We start from the raw sequence: 13,156 nt of genomic DNA, 5'->3' as shown, positions 1-13,156 counted from the left end.
ATGGAAAAACGAAATAAAACAAGATTAGATGTATTGCTCGTCGATCGCGGGTTAGCGGAGACGAGAGAGAAAGCGAAACGGGCCGTCATGGCCGGAATCGTATACAGCGGGACGGAGCGGCTCGATAAAGCCGGCGATAAAGTGTTTGACGACATCCCGCTCGAAGTCAAAGGGCAGACGATGCCTTACGTCGGCCGTGGCGGATTAAAGCTTGAAAAAGCACTCCAAGTGTTCCCGCTCGACGTCTCCGGACGTATCGGGATTGATATCGGCTCGTCGACGGGTGGTTTCACCGACTGTGCCCTTCAAAACGGGGCGACGCAAATGTATGCGGTCGACGTCGGTTACAATCAGTTGGCTTGGAAGCTTCGGAGCGACGAACGTGTCGTCGTCATGGAACGGATGAACTTTCGGCACGCAACGAACGAGCAGTTCCCGATTCAACCCGACTTTGCGACGATTGACGTCTCGTTCATCTCGCTTCGGCTGATGATTCCGCCGTTAAAACAAATTTTAAAACCGGACGGTGTCGTCATGGCGCTCATCAAGCCTCAATTTGAGGCCGGTAAAGCGGATGTCGGTAAAAAAGGCATCGTTCGGGACCGGTCGATTCATGAACGCGTCGTCAATGAGATGGTCCGCTACTTCGCATCTGAAGGGTTCTGGGTCGAAGGGCTCGACTTCTCGCCGATCACTGGCGGTGACGGCAATATCGAATTCTTGCTGTTCGCCCGTTACACGGGGATCGGTGGGGTCGAACCAGCTCTCGACGTGTCAGCGGTCATCGACAAGGCACATACTCAACTGAAGAAAACCGTATGAACAGCTGCAGACGATTTGTCTGCAGCTGTTTTTAAAGGTGGTTGCTCACCATATCTTTCCTTTTCAACCTTGGAATGGTAGACCTTTTTTCGTCAATACTTTAGAATGATACTGTATATGTGAAACGAAAAATGAGGTGTCAGGGCGTATGAACAAAGGACAGCGATTGATTAAAATTCGAGAAATCGTTACGAATCGTGAAATTGAGACCCAAGATGAACTCGTGGACGAACTCCATCGGTCTGGTTACCCAGTGACGCAAGCGACGGTGTCGCGTGACATTAAAGAACTTCATCTCGTCAAGGTGCCGCTCAACGACGGCCGCTATAAGTATAGTCTGCCGGCCGACCAGCGCTTCAACCCGTATGGCAAGATGAAACGGATACTCGGCGACAGCTTCGTCTCAGTCGACTCGGCCCAAAACTTGGTCGTCATGAAGGTGTTGCCTGGTAATGCGGACGCGATCGGCGTCTTGATTGACCACCTGTCATGGGATGAATTGATCGGGACAGTGTGCGGGGATGATACGATCTTGATGATTGCGCGGGATGAGGACCAAGCGAAACAAATCATCGAACGACTACTCGGAATGTTATGAGGTGAATTATCGGATGTTAGCAGAACTATCGATCAAACAATTTGCGATCATCGATGAATTGAACGTCACGTTCAAGCGCGGGATGACCGTATTGACCGGGGAGACCGGGGCGGGAAAATCAATTCTCTTGGATGCGATCGGACTGCTCGTCGGTGGACGGGGTTCGAGTGAATTCGTGCGTTACGGTCAAGATAAAGCGGAAATCGAAGGGCTGTTCGTCGTCGAACCCGATCATTTGATCATCGAGGCGGCGACGCAGTACGGAATCGAGATCGAGGAAGGGACCGTCATTTTGCGCCGTGATTTACATAGTAGCGGCAAGAGTGTGTGTCGTGTCAACGGCAAAATGATGCCGCTGTCGACGTTGCGTGAGTTGGGACGTCTCTTGGTCGATATTCATGGACAACACGAGCATCAACATTTGATGGATGCCGAGCATCATCTCGGCATATTGGACAGTTTCGGCGAAACGGATTTGGCCCCGTTGTTAGCGCGTTATCACGAGACGTACACCGATTGGAAACGTGTCGCTGATGAACTGAAACGACTCAGTCAGAGCGAGCAGGAATTGGCCCAACGAATGGACTTATTATCGTTTCAAACGAATGAAATCGACGCGGCCGAGCTCAAAGTCGGGGAAGAGCAGGCGTTGACTGAAGAACGGAACGAACTTGCAAACTTTGAACGGATTCATCAGCACGTCCGCTTGTCTTACGACGCCGTTGCGGACGAGGGGAAAGGGATTGATCAAATCGGCATCGCGATGCGGGAGATGGAAGAAGGTTCGGCGCTCACGGCATCACTTGCGCCGATGGCCGAGATGATCTCGAACGCATACTTCCTGCTTGAAGACGCCAAGTTCCAATTGCGCGACCAACTCGATTCGCTTGAATTTGATCCGATCCGGCTCGATGAGATTGAAACGCGCCTCGCGTTGTTCCAACAATTGAAACGGAAATACGGGGCGACGATTGACGACGTCATCACGTACGGAGAAAAAATCACAGAAGAGTTAAAAACGATGACAAATCGGGAAGAACATCTTCAAGAAATAACAGATCGTCTCGACAGGCTCGAACATTTGATGCGTTCGGCCGGCCTCGAGTTGTCGGCAGCAAGGAAACGAGCAGCCGGCGAGCTTGAGAAGGCAATTCAGCGTGAGTTGAAAGAGCTCTATATGGAGAAGACGAAATTTGAGGTCCGATTCAAAGAAGTGTCGTGCAAGGCGGACGGGCTCGATCAAGTCGAATTCTATATGATGACGAACGTCGGAGAGCCGTTCAAGCCGCTAGCGAAAGTCGCCTCAGGCGGAGAGCTGTCACGGGTCATGCTCGCGTTAAAATCGATTTTCTCAAGGACGGTCGGTGTCGCGTCAATTATTTTTGACGAAGTCGATACGGGTGTCTCGGGACGGGTTGCCCAAGCGATGGGAGAGAAGATCTTCCGCTTGTCGGTCGGTTCACAAGTGCTTTGTATCACGCATTTGGCCCAAGTGGCCGCCATGGCGGATCATCACTTGTATATTACGAAGACCGAGACGGACGAACGGACGAAGACAAACGTCGCCGCGCTTAGCCATGAGGACCGCATCGATGAACTCGGAAGAATGATTGCCGGTGCGCAAATGACCGATTTGACGAAACAGCATGTGGAGGAGCTGCTTGATATGTCCCTCCAATTAAAACGGAAGTTTATCGAAGGAGTGTCTTAATTGATTACATTATGCATTGCGGACGACAATCGTGAAATCGTCGACTTGTTGACTCGACAACTTGAGTCCGAGTCCGACTTGAAAGTCGTAGGGACCGCTTTCGACGGCGAAGCATGCCTAGACGTCGTCAAGACACACCAGCCGGACGTGCTACTGCTAGATATCATCATGCCGCATCTTGACGGGATCGGTGTGCTAGAACGGCTTCAAGTAGACTTGCCGCACACGAAGCCGGAAGTGATCATGCTCAGCGCTTTCGGAAAAGATGAAGTCACGAAACAAGCCGTTCAACTGGGTGCTTCTTATTTCTTGGTCAAACCGTTCAACATTCAACAACTGATCTCTAAAATCCGCGAGCTGGCTGCGGGTTCAAGCCGCGAATTCGAGCCGATGTCGCCAGAAGAACTCGACATCTCGCTCTTGTTGCAACAGCTCGGCATCTCGCCGCGGATCAAAGGATTTAAGTATATCCGCCAAGCGGTCGTCTATGTGAGGGAGCGGCAAGAACTTTTAGGGTTGATCACAAAGGAATTGTATCCGATGATTGCCAAAGAACATGAGACGACGTCGTCTCGGGTCGAGCGGGCGATGCGTCACGCGATTAAGACGGCTTGGGAAAACGGGATGCGGGATCACGAGATGTTTGACGGTCGTCCAGAGCGGGAGCGCAGCCCGAAAAACTCAGAATTTATTTCGTATTTCGTAACGTACCAATCGTTCAAACAACAGTGAAGGAGTCAGGGGAATCCCCCTGATTTCTTTTCTGTTTTATAAAGAAAGCGCTTGCATTTTTGATGACTCTTGTTATAATAAAGGTGTACCAAGTTACTTGGACGAGCGTCAGATGAACGCTTTCTAACATGTTCCGGAACAGGTTAGAGCAAGAAATCATCTCGGCTCGCTATCCGTTAATAGCTCAGAGGTGCGAACGACATCTCAAATCGTTATTGTTCCGACGAGAGGTCGCGACATTCGCTCATTTGCGAGACGATTCCGACATCGGTTCGAAGCTAGGGACCCATGTCAGGGTAAAACGAATCGTTCAGTTGACCAAAAGGAGTGTTGTCAATCGTTGAACATCTCAATGGCAAGCGTTCGACTTCACAATGGATGGTTGGACATGACCCGATGAACATTTGTTAGTAACTCGAATGAGTACGTTTCCGTTCACGCAAGACGGCAGTTACTAATTTCTTTCAAACTTCTTCATTAAGAAGACCATTGGATCTCATGTCAAAGCAGTATAGCAAGTATGAAAGGAGATCATCCGTAGTGATCACAATTCAATATGAATAAAAAGGTTCCGCACTTGAAATGAAGTCAAGTTAGGGAACCTTTTTTTTGTGTTCAAGAATCTATTCGTGGGACTTTTCCTGTCTTCTTGTCGCGATTAAAGATATATCCTGCAACGAAACCGATACCGCCCATTGCCAGTAACAGACCGAACGTTCCTTGCAACATCGATGCTGCAGCAACCGACTCGATCCATGTGAATGGGGCACTCGTTTTTAAAAAGAAGCTGTCACGTAAAAGTTTGATGCCGTAAACACCGAATAGGCCTGGGATGATTAGGATCAGAAGCGCGATCACACGCATAGTATCTCCTCCTTTTCCATTCATTATTTTAACAGAAAACGAGAGCGGAGACACTGCCTTTTTCGAAGAGTTGCGAAAAGGAAGGCGGTTGAGTAGCATGAATATAGATTAGGAAAATGGGGGATTTTAAAAATGAATAAACGATTGTTGATTGTCGGAGCGGGGAAAGGCGGGACCGAGGTGCTCAAGATGCTCCTTGATTCCCCACTTGTCACCGTCGCTGCCGTCATCGACTCGGACATAGAGGCAGAGGGATTGAAGCTTGCACGGAGTTGGGGGATCCAGACTTCGAGCGATTGGCGCGCGTGTGCCGACAAAAAAGTCGACTTTGTGATCGAGACGACCGGACAGAGCGAGACGTTCGTTGAACTGAAGGACCATTTTTCGGAGGCGGTCGTGCTGCCAGGCGAGTTTATTCGGATCGTCGTCGAGCGGCTGAAGCAGAACCAACAGATGCTCGAAGCGATCATCGACTGTACGAGCGAGGCGATCTCGGTCGCCGACCATAACGGGAATACGATTTTAATCAATCCGTCCTATACCCGCTTGACCGGATTTAAAAAAGAAGATGTCGTTGATAAACCGGCGACGGCCGACATTGGAATGCAGGAGAGCGTGCACTTGAAAGTGTTATCGACCGGTCAAGGCGTACGTGATATTCGGATGCAGATCGGGGCGACGCGCCGAGACATCCTCGTCAACGCCGAACCGATTGTGGTCGAAGGGAAACTGCGCGGTTCCGTCGGCGTCATTCGCGACGTGTCACAAATTCGGGCGTTGCGTGATGAGTTGAAGGAAGCGAAGACGCGGATTCGCAACTTGGAGGCGAAATATCAATTTACAGATATCATTGCGACGAGCGAAGCGATGCGCTTTGTCATCGAACAAGCCCGCCTAGCGGCGCTCACGCCGGTCACCGTGCTCATACGCGGCGAGTCCGGCACCGGAAAAGAACTGTTCGCCCACGCCATTCACGGCGAATCGCCGCGGAAGTTTAAAAAGTTTGTCCGGGTCAACTGTGCAGCCATCTCGCCGACGCTGTTAGAGAGCGAACTGTTCGGGTATGAGGACGGTGCGTTCAGCGGGGCAAGGCGCGGCGGGAAAGTCGGCTATTTCGAGGAGGCGGACGGCGGATCTTTGTTTTTAGACGAGATTGGCGAACTCCCGGTCGACGTTCAAGTCAAGCTGCTCCGTGTCCTCCAAGAACATGAAATCGTTCGAGTCGGGGGCACGAACGCGATCCCGGTCGATGTCCGGATCATCGCGGCGACGAACGCGAACTTAGAACAGAAAGTGGCGGACGGGACGTTTCGTGAGGATTTATATTATCGGATCAACCGGATGCCGATCCACATCCCACCGCTCCGTGACCGACTTGAAGAGATCGAGCCGCTTTGCGAGCGGATCATCCGTAAACTGAATCAAGAGTACGGTCGACTCGTCCACGGGGTCGATCAAGCTGCGATTGAACTATTAAAGAGTCAATACTGGAAAGGGAACGTCCGTGAGCTTGAGAATGTGATCGGCCGGGCGATGATTTATATGGCGAGTTCTGAGCAATGGATCGCTCCCCATCACCTTCAACTATCGACACGGACCGTCACGGCGCGATCAGTCGAAGCCGTATCGCTTCAAGACGCCGTCGCTCGCTATGAACGAGATTTGATCGACCGGGCGATCGCTGAAGCGGACGGGAACAAATCAGAAGCAGCGCGGCGGTTACACATCTCGATCCGGACGCTGTATAATAAACTTGAACGTCTGCAGTAATATGCATGCATAATTTTGCTTACTGTGTAATATATTGCAGGGTGACCTCTTGTTTAAAGCGCTTTCAAAAATGGAAACAAACTTGCATAATATAAAGTGTAGACAGGTTAGGGGGGACAACGATGAACTTTGACAGGATGCTCGAACGGGCAAAACGGTTAGATGGATGTACCGTGTCGATTGCCGGGGCGGCCGACGTGGAAGTGATCCGCGCCGTCAAGCTTGCGACCGACCATGGATTGTCACGATTTATCCTATTCGGTGACGCCCGGGAAATTAAACGCTTGTGTGATGAACATGACATTGCCGAGTCGACAATCGATATTTTGCACGTCAAGGGAGAAGCCGATATCGCCAAACGAGCGACACTTGCGGTTCGAAACGGCGAGGCTGATGTTCTCATGAAAGGAATGGTGTCGACCTCGGTCTTTATGAAGGCGGTGCTCAGCCGGGAGTCGGGACTCAGGACGAGCCGGACGCTAAGCCACGTCGCCTTGTTCCAAATTCCAAATCGGGAGCGGTTGATCGGTGTGACCGACGCGGCAATCCATATCGCTCCGACGCTCGAAGAAAAAGTCGATATCATTCATAACGCGGTCGGCGCGATGCGAGACATCGGTTACGAGTTGCCGCGTGTCGCTGCCATCGCGGCAGTTGAAGTGGTCAATCCGCAAATGACCGCGACGATGGACGCCGCACTCCTTGCCCAGATGAACCGGCGCGGTCAAATCAAGGGTTGCGTCGTCGACGGACCGCTCGCACTCGACAACGCAGTCGACATGATTGCCGCCAAACAAAAAGGGATCGCTAGTGAAGTGGCCGGACAAGCCGACTTATTGCTCGTTCCATACATAGAGGTCGGCAACGTCCTTTATAAATCGATCATGTACTTCGCCGGGGCCAGCGTCGCGGCGATCGTCGTCGGGGCCAGTGCCCCCGTCGTCTTGACAAGCCGGGCCGACACGGCCGAGGCGAAACTTTATTCGCTCGCGTTCGCCCTATTGCACGCTAAAAAATAACTGATGACTCAGGAGGAATAAAAAATGATGGAAACAAACATGGAACCACGCTTTCGAATTTTTGACGTATTGCAGGCTGAAGACTATGAGCAGATCGTATTTTGCCAAGATCAAGCATCAGGCTTGAAAGCGATCATCGCGATTCATGATACGACGCTCGGACCAGCCCTCGGCGGACTGCGGATGTGGAATTATACATCAGAAGAAGAGGCGCTCACAGACGTGCTACGTCTCGCCAAAGGGATGACGTACAAGAATGCGGCGGCGGGACTCAACCTCGGCGGCGGAAAAGCCGTCATCATCGGGAACGCGAAGACGGACAAATCGGAAGCATTGTTCCGTGCCTTTGGCCGCTACGTCCAGTCGCTCAGCGGTCGCTACATCACGGCTGAAGACGTCAACACGACCGTCGCCGATATGGACTTCATCCATATGGAGACCGACTACGTGACGGGCGTCAGCCCGGCGTTCGGCTCGAGCGGCAACCCGTCTCCTGTTACTGCGTACGGTGTCTATCGCGGCATGAAGGCGGCCGCGAAGTGGAAGTTCGGTTCCGACTCGCTCGCCGGCAAGACGGTCGCCGTCCAAGGTGTCGGGAACGTCGCCTATAACTTGTGCCGCCACTTGCATGAGGAAGGCGCGCATCTGATCGTCACGGACATTAACGAAGACGCGCTCAAACGGGCCGAGACGGACTTTGGGGCGACAGTCGTCAAACCGGATGAGATTTATGCGGTTGAGTGTGACATCTTCGCGCCATGTGCGCTCGGTGCGGTCATCAACGATGCGACGATCCCGCAACTGAAAGCTCAAATCGTGGCCGGTGCGGCCAACAACCAACTCGCTGAAGACCGTCACGGCGATGTGTTAGAGGAGCGAGGTATTCTGTACGCACCTGACTTCGTCATCAATGCAGGCGGTGTCATCAACGTGGCCGATGAGCTCGAAGGGTACAACCGCGAGCGGGCCATGAAGAAAGTCGACTTGATTTATGACAACATGCAACGTGTGTTCGAAATCGCTGAACGGGACGGGGTACCGACTCACGTCGCGGCAGAGAAGATGGCCGAAGAGCGTATCCAGATGATGTCGCGTTCGCGCAGCCAGTTCTTGAAAGTCGAAAAGAGCCTGTTAGGTGGGCGCTAACATGACGAGACAACTCGTTCTAGCGATCAACCCGGGATCGACGTCAACGAAAGTCGGTTTATTTGAGGGCTCAGACGAAATTTTGTCGAAAACGGTCCGCCACGGAGAAGATGTCACAGGATTGTCACTCCCGGAACAATTGCCTCACCGGGAGCGAGAAGTACGGGACTTGTTAATTGAATCAGGCATCGCCGGCGAATCGTTGTCGGCGATTGTCGGTCGCGGCGGACTGCTCGCCCCAATGACTTCGGGGACATATGTTGTCAATGAACTCATGCGCGAAGATCTCACGAGCGGGCGCTACGGCGTGCACGCATCCAACTTGGGCGGCTTGATCGCCCATAAGCTCGGAGAATTATTTCAAGTACCGAATTTTATCGTCGACCCGGTAGTCGTCGACGAGATGCATGACCTCGCTCGAGCGACGGGCATGCCAGAAATCAATCGACGGAGCATCTTCCACGCCTTGAATCAAAAAGCCGTGGGCAAGCGCTTCGCAGCAGAAAATGGAAGCGATTACAACGAGCTCAACTTGATTATCGCGCATCTCGGGGGCGGCATCACGGTCGGGGCGCACGCGTCCGGGAACGTCATCGATGTGAACAATGGACTCGACGGGGACGGTCCGCTCGCACCGGAACGAGCCGGCTCGATTCCTGTTGGACAGGTAGTAGAACTATGTTATAGTACCAGGTATAATAAAGGCGACATGAAACAGAAAATCGTCGGTCGCGGTGGGTTATATGCGCATCTCGGTACGGTCGACGCCATCGAGATCGAAGACCGGATGGCAGCAGGTGACGATAAGGCCGCACTTCTCTATGAGACGATGGCGTACCGAGTCGCCCAAGAGATCTCCAAGCACGGGGCCACGCTGTCAGGGAACGTCGATGCCATCATCTTGACGGGCGGGATCGCCTACTCGGATTGGCTGACCGGGAAGATCAAAGACCGGGTCGGCTATTTGGCACCCGTCCACGTCTATCCGGGTGAGGATGAATTGAAGGCGCTCACGGAAGGGGCCCTCCGGATCATCCGGCAAGAAGAAGCTGTAAAAGCATATGAGGGGGATACACATGGCACGAGAATTTGATGTCATCGTCATCGGCGGCGGACCTGGTGGTTACGTCGCTGCGATCAAAGCGGCGCAGGCCGGTAAGCGCGTCGCGATCGTCGAGGCGGAAAAACTAGGCGGGACATGTCTACATAAAGGCTGCATCCCGACAAAAGCGCTCTTGAAGGCAGCACACGTCTATCAAACGGCGAAACATGGCGAAACGTATGGCGTAGAAGTCGGGGCGGTCACGTTCAACATGGCACGGGCACAAACGTTCAAACGAGAGCTCGTCTCCGGCCTTGAGAAAGGCATCGAGCACTTGATGAAGCAAGGAAAAATCGAAGTGTTCCGTGGCAAAGCCTCGATCCTCGGACCGAGCATCTTCTCGCCCCAACCGGGAACGGTCGCGGTCGAGGATGAAACCGGCGAGTCGGAGCTGTTGTTGCCGAACCAGTTGATCATCGCGACGGGATCGATCCCCCGGGAGCTCCCAGGGTTGCCGTTCGATCATGAGCGCATCCTCAATTCAGACGACTTGCTCCGGTTCGAGCAGTTACCGACGTCCATCGCCATCATCGGAGGCGGCGTCATCGGCGTCGAATGGGCATCGATGCTGATCGACCTCGATGTCGACGTGACGCTGATCGAGGTCGGCGAACGTCTGTTACCGCTCGAAGACAAGGCCGTCTCGCGAGAAGTCGAGCGACTGCTCAAGAAGCGCGGCGTGCGTGTGAAGAAAAATGTGACGGTCGACCCGGAACGCACGACCGTGTCAGCGGACGATGTCGCGCTCGCGGTCGGTGACGAACAACTTACGGTCGACTGTGTGCTCGTCTCGATCGGTCGGATCGCGAATACGGAAGACCTCGGGCTACAGAACACGTCGATCATCGTCGAGAACGGCGTCATCCAAGTCGACTCGCAATATCGGACGAAAGAGCGTCACATTTTTGCGATCGGCGACTGCATCGGAAAACTCCAGCTCGCCCACGTCGCGTCAGCTGAAGGTGTCAAAGCGGTCGAAGCGATTCTCGGTCAAGAACCGACACCGCTCGACTACAACGTCATCCCGCGCTGTGTGTACGGTGTACCCGAAGTCGCATCGGTCGGATTGACCGAAGAGGCGGCAAAAGCAGCGGGACACGTTGTCAAGACGGGGACATACCGTTTCAACGGTCTCGGGAAAGCCCGGATCGAAGGACAAGCCGACGGATTCGTCAAGCTGATCTCAGATTCGGACACTGACGACCTGCTCGGAGTGCACATCGTCGGACCGAAAGCGACAGAACTGATCACGGAAGGCGGGCTCGCCCTCGTCTTGAACGCGACGGCTTGGGAGATGGGTCAGCTCGTCCACCCGCACCCGGCACTGAGCGAAGCATTCCAAGAAGCGGCGCTCGCCGTGGACGGGTTACCGATTCACGCCTAAGGAGGAAACAGGAAATGGAACAAATGACTGTGAATTCATATGAAGAGCTCGGATTGTCGAAACAAGACCTCACCGCGATGTTTGAGACGATGGTCCGGGCCCGTAAAATCGATGAACGGATGTGGAAATTGAACCGGGCCGGAAAAATCCCGTTCGTCGTCTCGTGTCAAGGACAAGAAGCGGCCCAAGTCGGGGCGGCGTTCGCCCTCGAGAAAGGGACCGACTACATCCTCCCATACTACCGGGACGTCGCCGTCGTCTTGCATTTCGGTCAGACGGCGCGTGACTTGATGTTGTCGGCGTTCGCCAAAGCGGAAGACCCGAACTCGGGCGGCCGGCAAATGCCAGGTCACTTCGGCTCGAAACAACTTCGAATCGTGACGGGGTCGTCTCCGGTGACGACACAAGTACCGCACGCGGTCGGTGTCGCACTTGCGGCCAAACTGAAAAAAGAAGAGCTCGTCACGTTCGTATCGTTCGGTGAAGGCTCGTCGAACCAAGGGGACTTCCACGAAGGGGCGAACTTTGCCGGCGTGCATAAACTTCCGGTCATTTTGTTCTGTGAGAACAACAAGTACGCGATCTCGGTACCGCTGTCGAAGCAACTCGCATGTGAGCGCGTCTCGGACCGGGCGAAAGGATACGGAATGCCAGGAGTGACGGTCGACGGGACAGACCCGATCGCCGTCTACGTCGCCGTGAAAGAGGCGCGCGCCCGCGCAATCCGCGGAGAAGGGCCGACGTTGATCGAGGCGGAAGTCGAACGGCTCGTGCCGCACTCGTCGGATGACGATGACAAGGCATACCGCTCGTCAGAAGAACTCGCCGAACTGAAAAACCGCGACGGGATTCAGTTGTTCCGGAAGCGATTGCTCGAAGATGGCGTCGCAACCGAGGCCGAACTCACAGACATCGAGACGAAAGTCGACGTCGAAGTGAACGAAGCGACGACATACGCCGACAAGGCGCCTTACGCGTCACCGGAATCGACGATGGACCACGTGTACGAGGGGGATAACTGATGAAAACGTTTATTGAAGCGATCAACGAAGCAATCCATGAAGAGATGGAGCGCGATGAGAACGTGTTCGTGCTCGGTGAGGACGTCGGCGTCCGCGGTGGTGTCTTCCGGGCGACGCAAGGCTTGATTGAAAAGTATGGTGAGGACCGTGTCATCGATGCTCCGCTCGCTGAAAGTGCGATCGCAGGCGTCGGGATCGGTGCGGCCATGTATGGGATGCGGCCGATCGCCGAGATGCAGTTCGCCGACTTCATCATGCCGGCCGTCAACCAAATCGTGTCCGAGGCGGCGAAGATCCGTTATCGTTCGAACAATGACTGGACGTGTCCGATGGTCATCCGGGCGCCGTTCGGGGGCGGGATCCATGGCGCGCTCTATCATTCACAGTCGGTCGAGGGCATGTTCAACTCGACGCCTGGTTTGAAAGTCGTCATCCCGTCCGACCCGGTCGACGCCAAAGGACTGCTCAAGGCGGCGATCCGTTCGAACGATCCTGTCCTGTTCTTTGAGCACAAACGAGCGTACCGCTTGTTAAAGGCGGACTTACCGACTGACGACTATACGGTCGAGATCGGCAAGGCCGCCGTCAAACGTGAAGGCGACGACGTGACGATCATCACGTACGGCCTCTGTGTCCACATGGCCCAAGAAGCCGCGAAGACGCTCGAGGCAGAAGGGATCAGCACGCATATTTTAGATTTACGCACGGTCTATCCGCTCGATCAAGACGCGATCGTCGAAGCCGTCAAGAAGACGGGGAAAGTCCTGCTCGTGACCGAAGACAACAAAGAAGGCAGCATCATCGGGGAAGTTGCAGCTATCATCGCCGAAAAGGCGCTGTTTGAACTCGATGCGCCAATCGAGCGCTTGGCAGGACCGGACGTGCCGTCGATGCCATACGCTCCACCGATGGAGAAATACTTCATCGTATCCCCTGAAAAAATTGCGGAGCGGGCCCGTCAGCTCGCTGCGTTTTAAGGAGGGGTC

The 13,156-nt window shown here is 53.9% G+C and carries 12 protein-coding genes; 11 read left to right on the top strand and 1 reads right to left on the bottom strand.

What is annotated here, in order from left to right:
• From EVJ22_RS01360 to spo0A, 4 genes are all read left to right on the top strand, one after another.
• Positions 1-822 carry a TlyA family RNA methyltransferase gene (locus EVJ22_RS01360; protein WP_070327061.1) on the top strand — a complete coding sequence of 274 codons (822 nt, stop codon included), beginning with the start codon at positions 1-3 and terminating at the stop codon, positions 820-822.
• Between the two features lie 148 nt (positions 823-970).
• Positions 971-1,420, top strand: coding sequence for a transcriptional regulator AhrC/ArgR (gene ahrC, locus EVJ22_RS01355; protein ID WP_016510386.1), 450 nt, complete (start codon positions 971-973; stop codon positions 1,418-1,420).
• Positions 1,421-1,433: 13 nt separating this feature from the next.
• A complete protein-coding gene (gene recN / locus EVJ22_RS01350; RefSeq protein ID WP_070327062.1) occupies positions 1,434-3,131 on the top strand; it encodes a DNA repair protein RecN in 1,698 nt (565 codons plus the stop codon).
• Entirely contained in the window at positions 3,132-3,863 is a 732-nt protein-coding gene (gene spo0A, locus EVJ22_RS01345) for a sporulation transcription factor Spo0A (RefSeq protein ID WP_084812906.1), read from the top strand.
• Positions 3,864-4,478: 615 nt separating this feature from the next.
• On the opposite strand, the gene EVJ22_RS01340 is transcribed toward spo0A, so the two are convergent.
• On the bottom strand, positions 4,479-4,727 hold the full coding sequence (locus EVJ22_RS01340) for a DUF2627 domain-containing protein (RefSeq protein WP_016510497.1): 249 nt from the start codon (positions 4,725-4,727) through the stop codon (positions 4,479-4,481).
• A gap of 132 nt (positions 4,728-4,859) precedes the next feature.
• Between EVJ22_RS01340 and EVJ22_RS01335 the strand changes: the two genes are divergently transcribed.
• The 7 genes from EVJ22_RS01335 (at position 4,860) to EVJ22_RS01305 (ending at position 13,147) form a co-directional block, all read left to right on the top strand.
• The gene (locus EVJ22_RS01335; protein ID WP_071397709.1) at positions 4,860-6,497 is read left to right on the top strand and encodes a sigma 54-interacting transcriptional regulator; all 1,638 of its coding nucleotides are present in this window, start codon (positions 4,860-4,862) and stop codon (positions 6,495-6,497) included.
• 122 nt (positions 6,498-6,619) lie between these two features.
• On the top strand, positions 6,620-7,516 hold the full coding sequence (yqiS, locus tag EVJ22_RS01330; RefSeq protein ID WP_070327064.1) for a phosphate butyryltransferase: 897 nt from the start codon (positions 6,620-6,622) through the stop codon (positions 7,514-7,516).
• Between the two features lie 24 nt (positions 7,517-7,540).
• Positions 7,541-8,662, top strand: coding sequence for a Glu/Leu/Phe/Val family dehydrogenase (locus EVJ22_RS01325; protein WP_070327065.1), 1,122 nt, complete (start codon positions 7,541-7,543; stop codon positions 8,660-8,662).
• A 1-nt stretch (position 8,663) separates the two neighbouring features.
• Positions 8,664-9,755, top strand: coding sequence for a butyrate kinase (gene buk / locus EVJ22_RS01320; RefSeq protein WP_071397708.1), 1,092 nt, complete (start codon positions 8,664-8,666; stop codon positions 9,753-9,755).
• The gene (gene lpdA / locus EVJ22_RS01315; protein ID WP_131442939.1) at positions 9,739-11,148 is read left to right on the top strand and encodes a dihydrolipoyl dehydrogenase; all 1,410 of its coding nucleotides are present in this window, start codon (positions 9,739-9,741) and stop codon (positions 11,146-11,148) included. The genes buk and lpdA overlap by 17 nt, the downstream gene beginning before the upstream one ends.
• Positions 11,149-11,171: 23 nt before the next feature.
• Positions 11,172-12,170 carry a thiamine pyrophosphate-dependent dehydrogenase E1 component subunit alpha gene (locus EVJ22_RS01310; protein WP_071397718.1) on the top strand — a complete coding sequence of 333 codons (999 nt, stop codon included), beginning with the start codon at positions 11,172-11,174 and terminating at the stop codon, positions 12,168-12,170.
• The gene (locus EVJ22_RS01305) at positions 12,170-13,147 is read left to right on the top strand and encodes an alpha-ketoacid dehydrogenase subunit beta (protein WP_071397706.1); all 978 of its coding nucleotides are present in this window, start codon (positions 12,170-12,172) and stop codon (positions 13,145-13,147) included. The genes EVJ22_RS01310 and EVJ22_RS01305 overlap by 1 nt, the downstream gene beginning before the upstream one ends.
• The last annotated feature ends 9 nt before the right edge of the window (positions 13,148-13,156 follow it).

It is taken from the genome of Exiguobacterium sp. SH0S7 (assembly GCF_004337195.1).
Taxonomy (GTDB): Bacteria; Bacillota; Bacilli; order Exiguobacteriales; family Exiguobacteriaceae; genus Exiguobacterium; species Exiguobacterium aurantiacum_A.
Note: the sequence above shows the minus strand (reverse complement) of the source record. Positions and strands in the feature narration are given on the sequence as shown.

Excerpts from the sequence above, each read along its gene's own strand:
- EVJ22_RS01360 (WP_070327061.1), top strand. The coding sequence starts at position 1 with ATGGAAAAACGAAATAAAACAAGATTAGATGTATTGCTCGTCGATCGC.
- ahrC (WP_016510386.1), top strand. The coding sequence starts at position 971 with ATGAACAAAGGACAGCGATTGATTAAAATTCGAGAAATCGTTACGAAT.
- recN (WP_070327062.1), top strand. The coding sequence starts at position 1,434 with ATGTTAGCAGAACTATCGATCAAACAATTTGCGATCATCGATGAATTG.
- EVJ22_RS01340 (WP_016510497.1), bottom strand. The coding sequence starts at position 4,727 with ATGCGTGTGATCGCGCTTCTGATCCTAATCATCCCAGGCCTATTCGGT.
- EVJ22_RS01335 (WP_071397709.1), top strand. The coding sequence starts at position 4,860 with ATGAATAAACGATTGTTGATTGTCGGAGCGGGGAAAGGCGGGACCGAG.
- yqiS (WP_070327064.1), top strand. The coding sequence starts at position 6,620 with ATGAACTTTGACAGGATGCTCGAACGGGCAAAACGGTTAGATGGATGT.
- EVJ22_RS01325 (WP_070327065.1), top strand. The coding sequence starts at position 7,541 with ATGATGGAAACAAACATGGAACCACGCTTTCGAATTTTTGACGTATTG.
- buk (WP_071397708.1), top strand. The coding sequence starts at position 8,664 with ATGACGAGACAACTCGTTCTAGCGATCAACCCGGGATCGACGTCAACG.
- lpdA (WP_131442939.1), top strand. The coding sequence starts at position 9,739 with ATGGCACGAGAATTTGATGTCATCGTCATCGGCGGCGGACCTGGTGGT.
- EVJ22_RS01310 (WP_071397718.1), top strand. The coding sequence starts at position 11,172 with ATGACTGTGAATTCATATGAAGAGCTCGGATTGTCGAAACAAGACCTC.
- EVJ22_RS01305 (WP_071397706.1), top strand. The coding sequence starts at position 12,170 with ATGAAAACGTTTATTGAAGCGATCAACGAAGCAATCCATGAAGAGATG.